The organism is Segatella copri (genome assembly GCF_026015295.1).
Classification (GTDB): Bacteria; Bacteroidota; Bacteroidia; order Bacteroidales; family Bacteroidaceae; genus Prevotella; species Prevotella copri_C.
In genome coordinates this window covers 868046-888030 of the sequence record NZ_JAPDUW010000001.1, presented here as the reverse complement: position 1 = coordinate 888030, position 19985 = coordinate 868046, and the positions used below count along the sequence as shown (strand labels likewise).

Genomic DNA, 19985 nt, shown 5'->3' with positions numbered 1-19985 from the left:
TATTTTACTTTTGAACTTTTATTTCTGTACTAAAGATAAGCCATCTGACAGGTGGCATAAAACACAACCATGATAAGGGTAAATATCACTACGGTCATGATTTTATCTACATCATCATAGTCGTAACCCGTACTCGTATACTGGTTGGAAATATACTTAATCTTTGGGGAGATGCGGTAATACATCCTGATGTAGATAAGATAAACGACAACTCCCACCACAGCTCCGATAGCCAGACCGCAAAGAATGTCGACCGGATAATGAACACCCAGGTAAAGACGGGTCCAACAGTTTACGAGCGACCATAATAACAGGGTCCACGTAACCAGTTTGCTGCGGATGAGCAACGAGAAGAAGATGGCTAACGAAAGCGTATTGGCTGCATGAGCCGAACAGAAGCTGAAACTCTTGAGGCGCATATTGTCAACCACCTGAACCGTATACTTGAACATCGGGTCGCTGGAAGGTCTGCATCTTTCAGCCAGCGGTTTAATGATTCCATCCACCAGTCCATCAGCCAGAAAGATACAGAGCAATGCTCCTCCAACCACAAGCGCAATCTGGCCCATCATCTCGTTGTTTCTTATCACAACAACGAAGAGGACGATATAAAGCGGAATCCATGTCCAGCCCGATGTAAGCGCCATCGCCATCTGATCGAGCCAGACATTCTCGCTGCCGTTAAACACATGCAACAGCTGCATGTCAAAATCTTGTATCCTACTAAAATCCATTCTCTTTATTTTAATCAGATTTTATCTTAATCAGATTTCCTCAATTGCCTTGGTTTCAATCCAGCCTTCTCTGCCGTCTCCTACCTTGATTTCACGCCAGCCTTTCATCGCCTTATCGGTAATGTCAACGCGGGTTCCTTCATGCAGCAGGAAGAGGTCAACGCTCGTCTTGGCTGGAGTCTTCTTCACATTGACAGAAGGAGCGATGATGATGGCTCCCGTACGGTTGATAAGCATCTGCCGCTGCTGGTAAGCAAAGAGATTGCTCAGCAGGAAGACTGCCACGAAGAAGATTCCACCGAAGAAACCAATCTTGCGCAAAACGATATGCGAACCGAAGAGATAAACCAAGACCAGAACCAGCGCCATGATGATGGCTATGATGCCTGTCTTAGCCCAACAGTCAACACTCGTAAAGTTAACCAGCGCCTTCCACCAGGTCACGAAGAACATCTCGCTTTCCGGCGTAATCTTATCGATGGTCTTGCTACGTGCAAACTGCAGGTTGAAGCTGATGTCTTCATCGCCTGGCGAGAGCAGATGGGCACGCTCATAATTGAGCACAGCCTTGGTAATATTGTCTGTACGGTAATAGGCATTGCCCAAGTTATAGTAAACTTCGGCTGAAACACCATAGTTGTTCAATATTTCCTCATAGTCGCGTATGGCCTGCTGATAGTTACCTTTCTGATATTCCGTATCAGCATTGTTCTTGGTTACAGCGCCTGCAGAAACCGAGCAGCCCAACATTACCATGATCATCAAGACGAACGAATATCCGGTTGCACTCTTCTTGCGCTGCTTACGCGTTGCATTGATAGCATTTTCTATATCCATAATAGCAGTCATTGCTGATTCGAATGTACGGTTCATATTGCCGGCAGGGTCGCCCGGCGCATAGCGTTCAAACTCACATTCATCGAGCGCAGTTGTAAACTTCTCGATAGTTCTCTCCTCTACACAATGTTTTTCGAGCATAGCCTGAATGTTTTCACGTGAGAGCTTTTCGGCTGGCATGTTGAGCTTGTAGCTTACATAGCCCCACAAAGCACGGAGCACTTCATCGTAGAATTCTTCCTGCTTGCCACCGAGCATCAGCAGATGAGCCTTCTTCAGGCGCTTGGTTGCTATCTTGTTTGCCTTGTTGGAACGGACCTTTACAAGGTCGGCATTCTCGAGGGCACGGCGGCGGAAAACAATGAGCAGGGCAAAGAAGGCTGCCAATGGAACCAGCAGACTGGTCCAGTAGCCGAAGCTTCCGTAGAACATATCGTCAATATCATGGAGCTTAGACTTGCCCAGTTTCAGCGCATGAATGTCCTTATCCTTGTTGCTGAAATCTGATGTTTCATTGTCTGAAGTTCCATCGCCCTTATCTACATTCAGCGTGAACGGCTGGGTCTTGATTGTCTTATACTTGTTAGCCGAAGTATCATAATAGGTGAATTCTACCGCAGGAATGGTATAATTTCCCTGATTACGAGGCACAGCCAGGAAGTCATAAATCATATTGCCTTCTACGCCATTGGCTGTAAGGCGGGTCTTGTCTGTCACCTTCGCATCGTACTTGTCAAAATCCTTAGGGAAGGTAATGACAGGCTGCTTGAGCAACTTCAGGTTTCCGATTCCTCCTACCACTACACGAATGGTGATAGGTTCACCAGCCTTTACTTCCTTCTTGTCGATGGAAGCAGTAATATTGAATTTACCTACACCGCCCGAGAAGTTGGCAGGGCGCTGAGGCAATGGATCAACCTGAATTTTCACACTAGGAGCTATAATATCTTTCTTTACTTCAACATAGCCGGAGCCGCCATTGAAGAAAGCTTCCATCGGGTCAACGTTTCTGTTCTGCTGAACTACGATTCCCTTGAAGGTAATGGCTGGAATGGTAAGGTTTCCCGTCATCTGCGGATACATGACATACTGGCTCCATGTAACACATCGGTAAGGTCGGCCGTTTACGGTTTCAGTATGGAAAGTCTTCTGCTGAGGCAGCGGAACTTCCTGGTTGTGGAATCCCTTCAGGTCAGGCATCTTGCCTTCCAACTGGGTAAGGTCTACCTGCGTATAAACCTTATAAGTAAGGAGCACCGGTTCCTGTTCGTGAACACGTCGCTTGTTGGCTGTAACCTTGATGAAGAGGTCGCGGCCTGATATTCTTGATCCGGCAGTTCGCATACGTGGTTCATTATAATCATTCTGTCCGTGCATGGAAGGAGCGCCGTTGTTGCGTGCAGCATGGCCAGAAACCGTAATCTTAACCGGATGGGAAGAGAGTTTCTTACCATTTACGATGGCATGAGAGGCACCAATGCCAAAGGTTCCGTTCTTAGCTGCGTAGAGCGTATAGGTAATGGTTACCGACGATGAAGAGGAAGTATGGCCATTGATCATCTGATAACTGGACTGCGATGAGGTGTAAGGACCTGCAATTACCTCAAGTCCTTCTCCTACTCCGCCCAGGCGGAATTCCTCTACATCACGTGTATTGATGGTATAGGCCACACGGAAGTTTTCTCCCGCCGCCACGTGTGTTGGTGCCGACACACTGATATGCTGGGCTTTCAGCTGCAAACTGAAGCCCAGAAGCATTGCCCATATAATAATAAACCAACCTATATGTTTCATGTTCTATATTAATTATGCTCGTTGTATTATTTTACTTTTTACCAGTTTTTCTCATATTGCTTTCTGCGAGGCTGACTCATCGCTTTCTGCATCTTGCGCTTCGTATCCTTCTCCTGCTGGATGGCAGCGTTCAAGAGTTGTTCAGCATTATCTTTGCTCATCTTGTCCTGATTGTTCTGATTCTGCTGATTGTTCTTGTTCTGGTTGTTCTTATTTTTATCGTTCTTGTTCTTGTCTTTATTCTGATCTTTGTTCTGATCCTTATTCTGCTTGTCTTTGTTCTTGTCCTTGTTTTTATTCTTGTTGTTCTTGTTCTTATCGTTCTGCTTGTTCTGCTTCTGGTTTTTGAGCAGTTTCTTGCAGAGGGCAAGATTATATCGGGTTGCATTGTCCTGCGGATTGCAGCGCAGGGCGTTCTCATAACATCCTATGGCCTGCGCATATTGCTGATGCTGCTGCATGACCACACCCATGTTGTGGTAACTTCTGGCGCGTCGCATCTTGTTCGTTTCCAGTTTCGAAGCATTCTCAAACTGTATCATTGCCATCGAATCCTTCTGCTGCATCATCAGGGCGCAACCCAGATTATAGACAGCCTGCGCATTCTTCTGGTTCTTGGAGATAGCCTTGCGATATTGCGTTTCGGCTGCAGCCCACTTCTGTTTATGATAGGCGCGGTTTCCCTGGCGGATGAAGTTGCGGTCGTTCTGCGCTCCCACCTTCGCCAAGCCCAGCACCATTAGGGCAAAAACCAATATATATCTTAAATATCTCATTCTTATTATATAATAATGTATAAACGTTTATCAGAAAGGCTTCTTGATGTCTTTCTTAAAAAACTTGATGTTTCTGAGCAGAGGATTCTTTACCTCAAGCAGACAGATTTCGATGATAAGCAACAGGATGACAAGAATACCTACAGCCTGGAACTGTTCATCATAAGCGCTGTAAATCACGCTCGTCACATCGCCTTTCTGCAATTTGGCAATATCATCATTCAATGCTCTTTCCGCATCGCTGGTATTATCTACATGAATATACTGACCCTTGCCTGCCTGGGCAAGTTCCTTACACATCTGCTCATTCAGGGCGGTCATTACGGTGTTGCCCGCATTGTCCTTCAGATAAGAGCCGTCGCCCATAGGGATTGGTGCTCCCTTGGTGTTACCTATGCCCAGGATAAAGACATTGATTCCTTTCTTGTTGGCAGCAGCTGCAGCCTCCTGTGCGCCAGGCTCATGGTTTTCGCCATCGGTAATAACGATGATGGCTCTGCCCACATTCTCCTGTTGGGTGAAACTCTTGGAAGCTAAATCGATGGCTGCTCCGATATTGGTTCCCTGGGTCTGGATAAGACCTGGGGTAATGTTCTGAAGAAACATCTTTGCCGAGACATAATCGGTGGTGATTGGCAACTGCACGAACGCATCGCCTGCAAAGACGATGAGGCCGATTTTGTCGTTGTTAAAGTTGTCGACCAGATTTTCGATAAGCATCTTACTCTTGTCCAGACGGGATGGAACCACGTCCTGACAGAGCATGGAATTTGAAATATCGAGGCAGATGATGGTTTCAATACCATGTCGCTTATCGTGAGAAATCTTGCTGCCCATCTGCGGGCGAGCTACCATCACGATAAGAAGCGCCAAGGCTGCGAGCATCAGCACAAACTTAACTGTAGGGCGATATTTGGAGATGTTGGGCATGAGCTGTTTCAGAAGTTCCGGATCACCGAGCTTCTTCAGTTTAGCCTTTCTTCTTCTCCATCCTATCAGTCTGATGAGAATCAGTACTGGTATAATCCACAACAGCCAGAGAAATATAGGATCTTCAAATCTTAACATTTTCTATTCTAATTATATCTTCTATTCGATTATCCGATAATCAGTAAAATATCTCCGATAACTGGTAAAATATCTCCGAAAGATAGCAGAATATCTCCGAAAGATAGCGAAATATCTCCGATAATCAGTAATGGCCCAGTATCCGGATTACGGAATTCTTCTGAACCAGGTGATGCGGAGTAGGATTTCTACCAGCAATACCAGGAGAGCTGCCAAGGCGAATGGCTGATAAGCTTCATAGCGCTTAGCAAAGTGCTTGACATTAAACTTGGTTTTCTCCAGTTTATCAATGTCCCTGTAAATCTTCTTCAGCTCATTATTGTTCGTAGCGCGATAGAAGTTACCATCGGTTGTCTGAGCAATATCGCTCAGCGTCTTCGTATCTATCTCTACCGGAATGTTGACGTACTGTACTCCTCCTGCCACAGGCATTGGATAAGGAGCCACCTTGTTGGTTCCTACACCGATGGTGTAAACGCGGATTCCGTAGCTCTTGGCAATCTCTGCTGCGGTCATAGGCGAGATTTCACCCATGTTGTTACTGCCGTCGGTAAGAAGAATCACAACCTTCGATTTTGACTTAGAATCCTTCAGGCGGCTCACGGCATTGGCCAGTCCCATTCCCACTGCAGTTCCATCGTCAATCAGTCCCCGGGCGGCAATATCCGTTCGGGTTGCCTGCAAGAGGCGCAACAGACTGGCATGATCGGTTGTCATCGGGCACTGGGTGAAGGCTTCACCGGCAAAGATAGTCAGACCGATGTTGTCGTTCGGTCTTCCCGAGATGAATTCTGTAGCCACATCCTTAGCCGCTTCCATACGGTTTGGTCTCAAATCTTCGGCAAGCATAGAGGTGGAAACGTCCATTGCCAACATAATGTCAATGCCTTCTACCGTCTTGTTGTCCCAAGCCGTATGCGTCTGCGGACGAGCCATCGCACAGACGATGAGCACGAAACAGATGCATCTCAGTACCATTGGCAGATGGATGAGACGCACACGCAGGCTCTTCGGAGCATATTGATACTTTTTCGTGTCGCTCATGCGCATGGTTGGCGCATTCTTCTTCCTGTAGAGGAAATACCATAATATATAAGGTATCAGCAACAGAAGCAACAGAAAATAGCCTTTACTTGCAAATTCCATTTCTATATTTTTCTATTTATAGCCAGGCTAAGAGTTTCGGAACAAACCGCTTTGCCCGGCGAAACGTTTCATAAGAACACCCTGCTTTACATCAGCAGCATGGCTGACTGATAAATGATGTAACCCAACAGAGCCAGACCTACGATGGCTCCTATCCAGAGGAGCGACTTGATGAGGCGGCGCTGAGATTGCGTCTTCTGCTCTTCGTTGGTCAGTTGTGGAACCACCTTTTCTTCAGTAGGTTTCTCATCTGTCTTGGTCTGGTCGATGAAGTTGATGGCATTCACCAGGTTTGCGTCGTTCTCATTCACCAGGGTTTCATATTTGGCAAACTTCACGAGATCGGCAGTCTGGAAGAGTTCCTTCAGTTCATCTATCATCTTCTGGTCGCCTGCTTCGCGCAAACGTTCGATGATTTCCATACTGGTCATTTCCATCGCATTGAATCCGAAACGGCTCACGATATATTCTCTCAGCGTATTGGTAAGCTGGGTGTAGTAAGCCTTCTGTGTTTCCTGATTCTCTACGTGCTGCTGCTTGATGACGTTGATTTGATTCAGCGCCTTTTCGTGAGCCGGAACACGTTTTACGATGCGGATATGGGTGATAATCGGCTTGTTGTTTTTCAGTCTGTTGCGCAGATAAAGCCATGCGCCACAGAGGATTAACAGCAATAGGCTCAACCAAAAAATCGCACTCCATTCGCTCCAGGAGAAAGGATTGTCCTGAACATCCTTGGGCGGATAGAACTGGTTGGGATGAACCGTATCTACGGGCACGGTGAGCACCTTCAGCGCAAGCTGGTTGCCATGAAAGTTCTTGCCGTTTACCTTCACATTGAGCGCAGGAATCACGTACACCTTTTCATCAAACGATGTCAGCGTATAGTCGCGGCTCACCACCATGCGGTCGTCGCCTATGTGCGAAGTGTCGCCTTTACTCTGCTCTACCACTTCCACTCCCGGCGTAATTTGCTGCTGCGGCTTGAAAGATGGCAGTTGCACCTTATCGCCCTGCTTTACCGAAGCCTTCAGATGCAGCACGGTCTGCTGTCCTATCAGTATCTGCAGCGAGTCGATGCGTTGCTCTACCTGCTGGGCTTGAGCCAAGCCTGAGCACCCCAGGAGAGCGAGCGACAATATGATATTCTTTACTTTAAACATAGTTTCTTTACTTTGAGCTTTCGGTTTATCAGCCCCTCTGCTTGAAAAGCATCAGGAGCGCCTTCGAGAAGTCCTCGTTAGTGGCAATCGAAGTCCAGTCGACCTTGCTTTTGGCAAAGTCGGTTTTCAGATTCTCCTGCTGCATCAGCCATTGCTGGGTATGAGCCATTCGCAGTTTCTTCGAACTTGTATCAATATACATTTCGTGTCCGGTTTCTGCGTCCATCACCTTGAGCAATCCTACATCAGGCAGCACCTTGGCACGCGGGTCGTAAACCTGGATGGCTACTACATCATGTTTCTGGTTGGCAATCTGCAGCTGATGCTGGAAATCCTTATGATCGTAGAAGTCGCTGATTACGAAAGCTGTGCAGTGGCGTTTCATCACGCGGGTGAAATATTCCAGGGCGCAGCCGATGTCGGTACGCTGGCTTTGCGGCTGGAAGTTGAGCATTTCTCTGATGATATAGAGAATATGCTTTCTTCCTTTCTTAGGCGGAATGTACTTCTCGATACGGTCAGAGAAGAAGATGACACCTATCTTGTCATTGTTCTGAATGGCACTGAAGGCGAGTGTGGCAGCAATCTCAGTAGCCAGATCGCGCTTCATCTGCTTCATCGTACCGAAATCGAGCGACCCGCTGACGTCTACGAGCAGCATCACGGTAAGTTCCCTTTCCTCTTCAAACACCTTGACATAAGGTTTATGAAAGCGGGCGGTCACGTTCCAGTCGATGTCTCTCACATCATCGCCGTACTGATATTCGCGCACCTCGGCAAAGGCCATTCCCCTACCCTTGAAGGCAGAATGATACTGACCAGCGAAGATGTTCTGACTCAGTCCGCGAGTCTTGATTTCTATCTTCCGAACCTTTTTTAAGATATCTTGTGTATCCAACTTATTACTTTGAACTTTGAATTTTGAACATTGAACTTTATGATTAGTGAAGCAAGCGAATTTTTCACTCTTCGTTCTTCACTCTTCACTTACCGAATCAAGGCACTTCCACCTTATTGATGATGCGGCTTACGATTTCCTCGCTTGTCACATTGCTTGCCTCGGCCTCGTAAGAAAGGCCGATACGATGGCGCAATACGTCGTGGGCCACAGCTCTTACATCCTCAGGAATCACATAGCCGCGATGCTTGATAAATGCATAGGCTCTGGCTGCCTTGGCAAGAGAGATGCTGGCACGAGGACTGCCGCCGAAGGTAATCATGTCTTTCAGTTCGCCCAGTCCATAGCGGTCTGGATAACGAGAAGCAAAGACGATATCGGCAATATACTGCTCAATCTTCTCATCGAGATAAACCTCGTTTACAATCTTGCGAGCCTTCAGAATCTCCTCTGCTGATGTTACAGGTGTGACCTCAGGAAGTCCGCCCTGAATATTCTCGCGGATGATGAGTTTCTCCTCTTCCAGTGTAGGATAATCGATGATTACCTTCAGCAGGAAACGGTCTACCTGAGCTTCAGGCAACTGATAGGTTCCTTCCTGCTCGATAGGGTTCTGTGTAGCCATTACCAGGAACGGACTAGGCAGTTTGAAGGTTTCATCACCAATGGTAACCTGGTGTTCCTGCATGGCTTCGAGCAGCGCACTCTGCACCTTGGCTGGGGCACGGTTAATCTCATCTGCCAAAACGAAATTGGCGAAGACAGGACCGCGCTTTACATGGAAAGCCTCGTCTTTCTGTGAATAAATCTGAGTACCCACCACATCGGCAGGCAACAGGTCAGGAGTAAACTGAATGCGGCTATAGTCGGAGCTGATAAGCTGTGACAATGTCTTGATTGCAAGTGTCTTCGCCAGTCCAGGTACACCCTCAAGCAGGATATGACCATCAGAGAGAAGACCGATAAGAAGGCAATCTACAAGGTGTTTCTGACCTACGATTACCTTATTCATGCCCATTACCAGGTTGGTAACAAACTGACTTTGTTGTTCTATCCGGATATTCAATTCGCGGATATCAATAGCTTCTGCCATAATTCTATATTTTTACGTTTAATTTCTTAATTCAAACAATATATTTCCAAAACTAAACGCAAAAGTACTCAAATTAAGCCACAAAAGCGAAAAAACCTATCTAAATAATATTAAAAATGTTTCATAAAAGCTATTTTTAGGTTCTTTTAAAGAATAGCTTTTATGAAACAAACGAGATTTCAAATATTTTATCTGTTTTTATGCTTCATGTACCAAGGATGAACCAAGAAATTGTACACCAGCAACGATACGATTGTTGTAAAAAGCGCATAGTGCAACATCCCTGATTCAATCATATTATATACAGGATGATCTACGTCAAAATGCGCTCTCGCCGGAAGATTATGGAACAGGAATCCGAGACCGAGTCCCAAGCTCAATCCCAATTCCCAAGCCAGGAAGAACGAATTCACGCTCGTGCCGCGCTGGCAATGTTTGGCAAGCTTGATATAGAAGAGCAGGAAACGGCTTCCGATGATTCCCAAGCTGAAACCCAGCAAGGTTGGAACCACGATTTCTACAGCAAACTCCTGACTTCCGAACGAAATCAGTTCAGCAGAAGCCAACAATATCAGACCTACGATTATCTGACTCTTCAGATCTGCATCAGCAAAGACAAACTTTTCTGCCAGAAACGCCAAGACCAACCCTCCGAAAATCATCAGAAAGTTACCAGTAGAATGAGGCACAGAAAAGTATAATCCCGCAGAAAAAGTAATCAGGATGATATTGACAAACAGCGGAGTTCCCTGTGGCAGATAGAAGCGGTCGAGGCTGAAAACCTTGATTCCTTCGGCAGGCGCCTTGAAAGGAAACTTGGCGCGAGAAACCAGCACGAAGGCTCCCAAAGCCAGCAACGAAGCCGTAGGGAAAACATAGCCCATGCCGAAATAGTTGTAAACAAAACATGCCACCAAGGGTCCTACGGCTATCGAAAAACGGGCAAACCAAGAGGTAATGTAATTAGCCTCGGTGCGCTGGAACGACTCGCAGGAATCAATAACCAGCGTACTGGCAAGCGTCATCTGAGCCAACCCCAGAAATGCTCCCAACAGGAAACGGACCGCCAAGAGAATCTCAAAAGAAAACCGGATGTTCCAGAACGTATCCAGATAGTAAAGAACCGAATGACAAACAACCACACTTAAAATGGAAAGCTGGCAGACCATATTCCTGCGGTAGCGCTGCACCAGATAAGAGCAGAAGCCGCCAAACAGAAACAGTCCAAAGCCGTATGCAAGAAGCACACACCCTATCTGCCACATCTGAAACTTCTCCTGAAGCAGGAAATAAGGAATGGCAAAAACGAGCATGTACACACTCGACATCAGCAAGAGGTTGGCAAAGCATAATCGCCAGAAGTCCTTGTGCCACAGTTTGATATGTACTGGAGTATTTTGTGTATCCATTATTCTAACTCTTTTATGTATCTATCGTATTTATACTCTCTTACACTTCGCTAAAAAGAGAGTTAATGTTAATAACTCTCTTCAGCGCTAGGATAATCTACGGTCTTCACCGCATCAATATAAGCCTTCACACCCTTGGTCATTTCCTCGCCTACCTGAGCAAAGTGGCGCAGGAACTTAGGCTTGAAGCCCTGTGTCATTCCGAGTGCATCAGCATAAACCAGAACCTGTCCGTCGCAGCCGTTACCTGCACCGATTCCGATTGTTACAGCCTTTACCTTCTTGCTTACTTCAGCAGCGAGCTTAGCAGGAACCTTCTCCAGCACGATGGCAAAGCAGCCTGCTTCGTCCAGCGCAATGGCGTCGCTGATAAGTTTCTGTGCCTCAGCCTCTTCCTTGGCACGAATGCCATAACCGCCAAACTTGTTCACGCTCTGCGGGGTAAGTCCGAGATGACCATGAACCGGGATTCCGGCATTAACCAGCGCCTTAACCGTGTCGCAGATTTCTACGCCGCCTTCCAGTTTCAGAGCGTCTACACCCGTTTCCTTCATCATGCGGCAAGCATTGCGAAGCGCCTCTTCCTTGCTGATCTGATAGCTGCCGAAAGGCATGTCGCAAACCACGAAAGCATGCTGGCAGGCACGTGCCACGCTGCGGGCGTGATAAATCATCTGGTCTACGGTAATCGGCAATGTGTCTGCATTTCCTGCCATCACATTGCTGGCCGAATCACCTATTAATATAGAGTCAATTCCTGCAGCATCTATAATTCCGGCTGTTGTAAAGTCGTATGCTGTCAGCATGGTTACTTTCTCGCCAGCCTTCTTCATTTCTGCGAAGGTCTTGGTGGTAATTTTCTTCTTGTCAGTAGATAAATATCCCATTTTTTTATTTTGATTTATTTATTGTTCTGCGTTGAATCTATTTCGCATTCTCCACGATGCGCTGCAAGTCAGCAAAGCTGAAACCTCTGTAATCATCTATCACATAGTCGGATAGCGGTTGGATGGCTTCTCTGCTGTTCGTTGTGGCAAGACCTAAGGTAAAGGCTCCTGAGGCTCTCACCGCCTTCAGTCCGTTAAAGCTGTCTTCCAGCCCTACACAGTCCTCCGGTTCTACACCGAAATAGGCTGCACCTTTCAGATAGCAGTCAGGATGAGGCTTGCTCTCAGCGAAATCCTCGCTGGTCAGCACGCGGTCGAAATAAGCCTTGAATTCCGGGTGACGTTCATAAACATTCAGCATCTTCTGAATGTTGCTGCTCGTTACCACAGCGCATTTTACGCCATGCTCCTTCAAGTCGCTGATGAAGTCTTCGAACCCTGCAATATATTCATACTGCATGGTCTTTTCAAACTCATCCAGTCGGGCTGTAATCTTAGCCTGTTCCTCCTTTGCGCCTGTAAAACCTTCGATGTGGGCGAAGACGGCTTCATCGGTGAAATACTTGTCGTAAATCTGAACCAGAGTCTGTCCTTTGATGCGATATTCGAAATCGGGCATTTCCGGATGATACTCCCTGCCTATCATTCCCCAGAAGATGGAGTACTGTGATTCTGTATCGAATACCACGCCATCCAGATCGAAGAGTGCTGCTTTTATCATATTTTCTTGTCTGTTTTTATCTATTTTTGCTTAAATTATATTGAAAACGGGTGCAAAGTTACGCAAAAAACTTAATATACGAGCATAATCTGACAGATTTTGATGTTTTTATTACGTGTTTTCCGATTTTTTACACTACCTTTGCAGAAAAATCAGTAGAAATAAAGAAGAATACATATAATTATATGATAGAAATAATAGAGAAATACTTCCCGAACCTCACGGAAGAGCAGAAAAAGCAGTTCGAGGCACTCGATGCATTATACCGCGACTGGAACAGCAAGATCAATGTCATCAGCCGCAAGGACATCGATAATCTGTACGAGCACCACGTGCTCCATTCTCTGGCAATAGCCAAAGCCATCCATTTCCGTCCGGGCACGGAGATTCTCGATTTCGGCTGCGGCGGAGGTTTCCCGGGCATTCCGCTCGCCATCCTTTTCCCTGAATGCAAGTTCAAGCTGATAGATGGAACGGGCAAGAAAATCAGAGTCTGCAACGAGGTGGCTACGGCCATCAATCTGCAGAATCTCAAGGCAGAGCATCTGCGCGGAGAGGACGAAAAAGGCAAGTACGATTTCGTGGTAAGCCGTGCGGTAATGCAGCTTCCTGACCTGATGAAGATTATCAAGAAAAACTTTAAGCAGAAGGGACAAAACGCTCTGCCTAACGGACTTCTGTGTCTGAAGGGCGGTAATCTGAAAGAAGAACTGAAGCAATACTTCAAGATTTCAGAAATCACTCCGCTCAGCACTTTCTTCGATGAAGAATGGTTCAGTCAGGACAAGCAACTGGTTTACGTTCCGGCTTAGAAGAGTGAAAAGTAATCATAAAGTTCAAAGTAAGAAATGTTACATATAGAAAGATTTCAAGTAAACATGTTGCAGGAAAACTGCTACGTGGTGAGCGATGAGACCAAGGAATGCGTCATCATCGATTGCGGCGCCTTCTATCCGGAAGAGCGCACGGCTATTACACAATATATTAAGGAGAACCAGTTCAAGCCCGTTCACCTGCTCGTAACCCATGGCCATCTTGACCATAACTTCGGCAACAACACCATCTATCAGGAGTTCGGACTGAAACCGGAAGTATCGGCAGCAGATGAAAACCTGATGAAGGGACTCGCCAAGCAGGCAGAAACCTTCTATCAGATGCAACTCGATTACCAGTTTCCGCCGATAGGCAGATTCTTCGAAGATGAAGAGGTCATCAAGTTCGGTAACCACGAGTTCCAGGTCATCGCCACTCCGGGCCACAGCAGCGGTTCCGTCACCTTCTATTGCGAGGCAGAGCACGTAGCCTTCACCGGCGACACCCTCTTCCACAACTCTATCGGCAGAACCGATTTCCCTGGAGGCAGCATGTTCCGCATCATCAACAGTCTGCGCCATCTCGGTCAGTTGCCTGACGAAACCCAGGTTCTCCCGGGTCATGGCGAATACACCAGCATAGGCGAAGAGCTTGCTCACAATCCTTATATGGACCGTTAAAACAGCATTTTTAAAAGTCAGGAGATTTATCAGCGATGATCAAGAAATCGAATACAGAGAAGATTATACTCGGCATTGACCCCGGAACCAACGTGATGGGCTATGGCGTAATCCGCATCATCGGCAACAAGGCAGAACTGGTGGTGATGGGCGTTATCGACATGCGCAAAGAGAGCGATCCCTATCTCCGGCTGGGCAAGATCTTCGACCGCGTAACCGGCATCATCGACAGCTATCTGCCCGATGAGATGGCCATCGAAGCCCCCTTCTTCGGCAAGAACGTGCAGTCGATGCTCAAACTGGGCAGAGCGCAGGGAGTAGCCATCGCAGCCGCCATTCATCACAGCGTTCCTATCCACGAATATGCGCCGCTCAAAATCAAGATGGCCATTACGGGACAGGGACAGGCTTCGAAGGAACAGGTGGCAGGAATGCTGCAGCGACTGCTCCATATTCAGCAAGATGAAATGCCGAAGTTCATGGACGCTACCGATGCGCTGGGGGCAGCCTACTGCCACTTTCTGCAGATGAACCGCCCGGAGACCGACGCCAAGCACTACAGCAGCTGGAAAGACTTTGCAACAAAGAATCAGAGTAGAATAAAAAAATAAGAGAGATGCAAAAGATTATTAGCATTAAAAATGGTGTTACCCGTATGCCCGACTGGCGTATGGCAGAACCCGTAAACTTCGAGGCGTGCGATGGTGAGCACATCGCTATCGTAGGTCCGAACGGTGGAGGAAAATCAATGTTTGTCGACATCATCGTAGGTCGCCACCCACTCCTGATGCACGACCCTGATTACGATTTCTCACCTAGTCAGAAAACAATGGTGAGCGACAACATCAAGTATATTACCTTCCGCGACAGCTACGGAGGCGATAACGACCGCACTTATTTCCTGCAGCAGCGCTGGAACCAGCTCGAGATAGACGAGAACACGCCTGTCGTAAAGGACAAGTTGGAAGAAGCCTACCAGATGGCCGGTGAAGACACTCCGGAGCGCAGAGCCCTGCAGCAGCACATCTACAAACTCTTCCACATGCAGCACCTGATGGACAAATACACCATCCTGCTCTCAAGTGGCGAGCTCCGCAAGTTCAAACTTGCCTCTACCCTCTTCTCAGAGCCTCGCGTGCTCATCATGGACAATCCGTTTATCGGACTCGATGCTGAAACCCGTGACCAGCTCAAGGAACTGCTCAAGACCCTCTCTTCAGAACGAGCCCTGCAGATTATCCTCGTACTGAGCAAGAGCGATGATATTCCCGATTTCATCACCCACGTGGTAGAAGTGAAGGATATGAAGGTTCAGCCTAAGGTAACCCTCGCCGAATATCTTGCCGGCAGAGAATCCGTGCCTGCCCATGTGCTGAGCCCGGAGATGGTACAGGCCATCGTAGACCAGCCTTACAGCGACCGCGAATATCACACCCAGGAAGTGGTGAAGATGAACAAGGTACGCATACAGTATGGCGAGCGAATCATCCTCAAGGACCTCGACTGGACCGTGATGAACGGCGAGCGATGGGCTTTGAGCGGACAGAACGGAGCCGGAAAGAGTACGCTCCTCAGTCTGGTCTGTGCCGATAATCCGCAGAGTTATGCCTGCGACATCACCCTCTTCGACAATCCTCGAGGCAGCGGCGAAAGCATCTGGGACATCAAGAAACACATCGGCTACGTATCGCCTGAGCTTCACCGCTCTTACCAGCGCGACCTGCCAGCCATCCGCATCGTAGCAAGCGGCCTGATGGATTCCGTAGGTCTCTATGTAAAGCCGAAGGAAGAAGATATGGACAAGTGCCGCTTCTGGATGAAAGTCTTCGGACTGGAAGGTCTTGAAGACCGTGGTTTCCTGAAGCTCTCCAGCGGCGAACAGCGCCTCGTTCTCCTGGCACGAGCCTTTGTCAAGGATCCGGAACTGCTGATTCTCGATGAACCGCTCCACGGACTCGACAACCGCAACCGCCGTCTTGTAAAAGACGTCATCGAAGCCTTCTGTCGCCGCCAGAACAAAACCATGATCATGGTAACGCATTATAAGGAAGAATTGCCAGCGTGCATCGACCACAGCATCTTCCTCTTGCGCCACACCAACGATTAAAAAAAATTGATAATTAATAATTTCAGAAAGATGAGATACATAATATTATTATTTGCGCTCACCCTCAGCATAGCTAAGGCAAGCGCCCAGGATGTATTAAACGAGGTGCTCCGCACTTCTGATGCAATCATCAACGACACCACGAAGAGCATGGACGAGCGCCGTACAGCCCTCTTCAAGTTTGACGCAATGACCTACATGCGCAGCAAGATTCTGCCACCGTATGTAATGCTCGACAAGAATCTGAGCAAGGACACCTTGAACATCAAGGTTCGCTATCTCAACGAGCAGGCCTACGCCATGAGCGTTTATATTACGCTCTATCAGAGGCGACTGAAGGAGGCTTCAAACAAGAACAAGCCGCTCGTAACCCAGTTTTTCAAGCAGGCAACCATCGACCACAAGGCATTTAAGGATGCAGATACAGAGTTTACCCTGGCTTATTACAACACCCCGGATGTTCCTACTCCATTCTGCCTCGACTGCGATTGGGTTTCAACCTTGGCATTTATCCGCAGCATCGACTGGTCAAAGCTTTAAGAACGTTTTCAGTCAGAAAATATATAAAAACAGATTAGCAGCATCCCTTATGCAGGGATGCTGTTTGTCTATAGGATGGTTATCCAGATACTTTCGTCTCGGTCGCGCGCCGCTGTCATGGCGTTGATGAGCCGCTGCAGCCAGATGCGGGAGTTCACCACCATGCCCTCGAACTTGTTCTCTCCAACAAGGATGCAGCCTTGTGTATCGTCAGGATAATTGCCTGCATGGATGCGGATGCCCTCGAAATTCGGCACACCCACCAGCAATGGCAACCAACGCTTGAATCTTGGAGAATACGATATGACCACAGGATAAGTACCCTCAGGAATGGCAGTATGACCAGGTACCTTACGAGCCTTCACGCCGCTCTTGCGGCTATAGCGGGCATCCACTTCCTCTGGCTTTAGCTTGATACCCAGCAGATTGCGCCATGTAGGCTCCATGGTATCGCAGAGATATGTATCTTTGGACAACAGCTGGCTGTCAAAGGTATGAATCAATTTGCACTTGTCGTCTTTCTTCTTGCCCGGCAGCGAGTTACGACTTACACTTGCATCGGTCAGCAGATAGAGCCTGCCGATGGTATAAGTTCCCTTTTTAGCTATACGCTTTAATACTATTTCCATTTTGTTTGAATGTTAAGTGTTAAACTATTTTGCGTTGAAACATCTCAGGTCGAGTCCGTCAGAACGGAATAATAGCTTCTTAAAACTGAATAACTGAATACTGAACACCTTTCCGCCCTGCTTTCCGTCAGCTCCGTCGGCATTTACTCCCTTCGGAGGAATTTTCTCGATATAATGACGGTTCACCCAGTTTCTCAGCATCGTCGCCGTACCCTTCTTGCCGAAGTCGTTATGCAGACGTACCATTTCAGCCTGCGTGTAGGTGAAGGTGTCAGGCAATTGCTGCAGCAGGTTGGCAGGTCCTCGCTTGCTCGATTTCTCTCCTACCTCATTAGCCTTGGCTATGCTTGCACCAAAGAAAATCATCTTGCACCACAGGTCGTAGCTCTCGCTCCATCTGATGAACTCTTCTATTTCGGGTTCCCATTTGCAGCCGTTTGCCACGTATAGCACGCAAGCCTTGAGAAAGGCAATTACGTTGCCACGGAAGGAGAGATTCTCGAACACCCTGTTTTGCGACATGCGCGAAAAGTCGGCGTTCTCATCCTTCAACTTTTCTGCCAGGACAGAAGCCTCAGTGCAGTCTATCCTGCCCGACGCCTTGCACAGATTCTCTATGTACGGTCTGAGCGCCTCTCTGAAGGCATCGTCGTATTCGCCGTATACTGGCATTTCGGCACCGATTTCCCGCTCCGGGATGGTACAGAAGTTGATGCGGCTGATAGGTCCGTCGGTGAGCACCTTGGAGAAATATCGCTGCCCCAGCTGGACGGTGGTCGATGCATTCCAGTTGAACCGGATGGTGATGCGCTCGGTGATACTCGATGTGCCCACGCGAGTCTGACCGTATTGGTTGCCCGGATCAAAGGCAAGGCACATGATCTTGAACTGCTGGTTGCCCTGCCCCTTGAGGGCGTCGAACTGGTCTATCTCATTAAGCGATGTATAGAGAAAATGTTCCTGAGCCTCAGCCGTGCGCATGACGAATGCCGGATTGGTCATATCGGCGTCTATCTCCTGTATGATGAGGTTTTCCGGGCGCTTGCGCTTATCCTTGTTGGCGCCCTTGCGTGTCACCTCTTCTTTCCATTCCTTCTCCCGTTGCAGGTTCTCACGGTCGCGCTGTCTGATGTCCTCCATAATCATGTTGATAGGCATCTGCACACAGTTCTTGCCTGCGCCCGTACCCGCCAGCAGACAGCACATCAGGGTAGCCTCGTGCTCCACATTGTCGATATACTTGAAGGTGGTCTTACAGAGGTGTGTAGCAAGTGGCGGGAAGATGGCGTGTGCCACGGCTGGCTTGTATACGTCCGGTGTCTTCGATAACAGCAGCTCCACGAGTTTGGGAAGATGTTCGGGCATCGGAGGTGGAGCTAATTTATCATCTTCCGCATTGGAATCCGTGCCGCCCTCGGAACCCACGGAACTTGCGGATTTGAATGTCACGGCTTCCTTCTGGGAGGACTTCTCTGCCTGGGCATTGATGCGGATCACGGCTTGCGACATCGGCTTCGAACTGTCACCATATTTCGCATAGAAGTCGTGGATGAGCTGCTGGCAGTCACGCTCCTGCGAGAAGGCAGGCATCTTCTGCGCCACCACCGCCTTCAGTTCGTCTTCGGGCATCACTCTCGATGCGCCTGCGCTCATAATCGCCAGGAGCGATGAGTGACGGGAGCCTGGAGTGTTGATGTCTACATCCTTCAGTCCAGCCGCATTGCGGAAGAGGTCGAAGGCTGCTAGGTTCTTGCCGGTTGCCACAGTGCCAGCATCCTGATGAGCTCCAGCAGGGCTGAGATGAGCAGCATGAGCAGCATTGCTATCACAAGGTTGGGCAGGCTGAATAGCAGAGCCAGAAGAAACAGCGTGATGGCTGTCAGAGCCCGGAAGTCGATGGTCTTGAACATTTTGTTGAGTGTTGAATGTTGAGTGTTGAATGTTGAATGGTTGGGGCTGAGTGCCCTGTTGCTGTCTTCCGTCAATGGTGAGCCCACGGTCCATGTAGGCTTGTCTGCGCTTTTTCAGTTCTTCCTGTGGCAGCACCTCGTACCAGTGGGGCGAGCGATAGATTTCCGACGCCTTGTCGGTGATGAAGAGCATGCGTTCTGGCGTGATACAGCTCTCGTCGTAGGGCACGCCCAGCGCCTCGCAATAGGCTCGCTGTGTCTCCTCGATAGTCATACCGATGGGCATGCGGATGTCGATGTGCAACTTCTTGCGGGCTGAGTACTCCAGGTGCAGCAGGGCTCCGTTCCAGATGGTATCGTCGCAGTTCAGCTCTCGTGCCTTCTCTATCGCCTTATCCACATATTCCTTGTCGTCCACATCGATGGTGGTCTGGAAGAGGAAGCTTTCGGGCACGGCATTTTTCTGCGAGCGCCTGTTGTCTCGGAACTGGTAGTAGTGAGCGCAGCGGAAAGGCAACTGCTTCTTCAGTTCATCGTTACCCCCACGGATGGCAGCTACCAGGTCTGCCATCCAGGGATAAGCGATGGTCTTGTCGTAGACCGAGAGTGGCTGGGAGCTTACGCTCCCCTTATTGCCATTCTTGTACGGATTATATGCTATAATATGTTCCATTTTTTTGAATGTTGAATGTTGAGTGTTGAATGTTGAATTTAATGTTGAATGTTGAATTTAATGTTGAATGTTGAATTGCCTAACGGTCGCAAAGGCGCTAGCCTAAT

18 protein-coding genes are annotated in these 19985 nt (G+C 48.2%); 5 read left to right on the top strand and 13 right to left on the bottom strand.

The features are described 5' to 3' along the window. Positions 1 to 29 precede the first annotated feature (29 nt). The 11 genes from ONT18_RS03655 to ONT18_RS03605 all read right to left on the bottom strand — a co-directional run bounded on the left by ONT18_RS03655 (position 30) and on the right by ONT18_RS03605 (position 12526). Positions 30 to 734: a phosphatase PAP2 family protein gene (locus tag ONT18_RS03655; protein ID WP_118080385.1), complete on the bottom strand. Its 705-nt coding sequence runs from the start codon at positions 732 to 734 to the stop codon at positions 30 to 32. Positions 735 to 764: 30 nt separating this feature from the next. Then, positions 765 to 3365: a BatD family protein gene (locus ONT18_RS03650; RefSeq protein WP_264904062.1), complete on the bottom strand. Its 2601-nt coding sequence runs from the start codon at positions 3363 to 3365 to the stop codon at positions 765 to 767. A 38-nt stretch (positions 3366 to 3403) separates the two neighbouring features. Continuing rightward, the gene (locus ONT18_RS03645) at positions 3404 to 4141 is read right to left on the bottom strand and encodes a tetratricopeptide repeat protein (RefSeq protein WP_118152850.1); all 738 of its coding nucleotides are present in this window, start codon (positions 4139 to 4141) and stop codon (positions 3404 to 3406) included. A 30-nt stretch (positions 4142 to 4171) separates the two neighbouring features. Further along, positions 4172 to 5209: a vWA domain-containing protein gene (locus ONT18_RS03640; protein ID WP_264904060.1), complete on the bottom strand. Its 1038-nt coding sequence runs from the start codon at positions 5207 to 5209 to the stop codon at positions 4172 to 4174. 147 nt (positions 5210 to 5356) lie between these two features. Continuing rightward, positions 5357 to 6355: a vWA domain-containing protein gene (locus ONT18_RS03635; protein WP_006846684.1), complete on the bottom strand. Its 999-nt coding sequence runs from the start codon at positions 6353 to 6355 to the stop codon at positions 5357 to 5359. An 86-nt stretch (positions 6356 to 6441) separates the two neighbouring features. Then, a complete protein-coding gene (locus tag ONT18_RS03630; protein WP_264904058.1) occupies positions 6442 to 7518 on the bottom strand; it encodes a BatD family protein in 1077 nt (358 codons plus the stop codon). 28 nt (positions 7519 to 7546) lie between these two features. Beyond that, positions 7547 to 8416, bottom strand: coding sequence for a DUF58 domain-containing protein (locus ONT18_RS03625; protein WP_006846686.1), 870 nt, complete (start codon positions 8414 to 8416; stop codon positions 7547 to 7549). A 97-nt stretch (positions 8417 to 8513) separates the two neighbouring features. After that, positions 8514 to 9509: an AAA family ATPase gene (locus tag ONT18_RS03620; RefSeq protein WP_264904055.1), complete on the bottom strand. Its 996-nt coding sequence runs from the start codon at positions 9507 to 9509 to the stop codon at positions 8514 to 8516. Positions 9510 to 9697: 188 nt separating this feature from the next. Beyond that, positions 9698 to 10918: an MFS transporter gene (locus ONT18_RS03615; protein ID WP_264904053.1), complete on the bottom strand. Its 1221-nt coding sequence runs from the start codon at positions 10916 to 10918 to the stop codon at positions 9698 to 9700. A gap of 68 nt (positions 10919 to 10986) precedes the next feature. After that, entirely contained in the window at positions 10987 to 11805 is an 819-nt protein-coding gene (gene panB / locus ONT18_RS03610; RefSeq protein ID WP_022120572.1) for a 3-methyl-2-oxobutanoate hydroxymethyltransferase, read from the bottom strand. A gap of 37 nt (positions 11806 to 11842) precedes the next feature. Beyond that, on the bottom strand, positions 11843 to 12526 hold the full coding sequence (locus tag ONT18_RS03605) for an HAD family hydrolase (protein ID WP_264904051.1): 684 nt from the start codon (positions 12524 to 12526) through the stop codon (positions 11843 to 11845). A gap of 185 nt (positions 12527 to 12711) precedes the next feature. On the opposite strand from ONT18_RS03605, the gene rsmG reads away from it, so the two are divergent. From rsmG to ONT18_RS03580, 5 genes are read left to right on the top strand one after another with little or no spacing between them, the layout of a single operon-like run. Continuing rightward, the gene (gene rsmG, locus ONT18_RS03600) at positions 12712 to 13338 is read left to right on the top strand and encodes a 16S rRNA (guanine(527)-N(7))-methyltransferase RsmG (RefSeq protein WP_040552760.1); all 627 of its coding nucleotides are present in this window, start codon (positions 12712 to 12714) and stop codon (positions 13336 to 13338) included. A 36-nt stretch (positions 13339 to 13374) separates the two neighbouring features. After that, positions 13375 to 14019, top strand: a complete 645-nt coding sequence (locus tag ONT18_RS03595) for an MBL fold metallo-hydrolase (protein ID WP_264904049.1) — start codon at positions 13375 to 13377, stop codon at positions 14017 to 14019. 35 nt (positions 14020 to 14054) lie between these two features. Next, positions 14055 to 14630 (top strand): crossover junction endodeoxyribonuclease RuvC, encoded by a 576-nt coding sequence (gene ruvC, locus ONT18_RS03590; RefSeq protein ID WP_006846693.1) that lies wholly within the window; start codon positions 14055 to 14057, stop codon positions 14628 to 14630. A 5-nt stretch (positions 14631 to 14635) separates the two neighbouring features. Next, positions 14636 to 16126 (top strand): ATP-binding cassette domain-containing protein, encoded by a 1491-nt coding sequence (locus ONT18_RS03585; protein ID WP_264904048.1) that lies wholly within the window; start codon positions 14636 to 14638, stop codon positions 16124 to 16126. A 30-nt stretch (positions 16127 to 16156) separates the two neighbouring features. Further along, complete coding sequence (locus tag ONT18_RS03580) at positions 16157 to 16666, top strand: hypothetical protein (RefSeq protein WP_119229470.1); 510 nt, start codon at positions 16157 to 16159, stop codon at positions 16664 to 16666. A 68-nt stretch (positions 16667 to 16734) separates the two neighbouring features. On the opposite strand, the gene ONT18_RS03575 is transcribed toward ONT18_RS03580, so the two are convergent. Together ONT18_RS03575 and ONT18_RS03570 are read right to left on the bottom strand one after the other, a co-directional pair. After that, positions 16735 to 17295 carry a DUF5675 family protein gene (locus tag ONT18_RS03575; RefSeq protein WP_264904046.1) on the bottom strand — a complete coding sequence of 187 codons (561 nt, stop codon included), beginning with the start codon at positions 17293 to 17295 and terminating at the stop codon, positions 16735 to 16737. A 24-nt stretch (positions 17296 to 17319) separates the two neighbouring features. Then, positions 17320 to 19878 (bottom strand): hypothetical protein, encoded by a 2559-nt coding sequence (locus tag ONT18_RS03570; RefSeq protein ID WP_264904044.1) that lies wholly within the window; start codon positions 19876 to 19878, stop codon positions 17320 to 17322. Between the last annotated feature and the right edge of the window lie 107 nt (positions 19879 to 19985).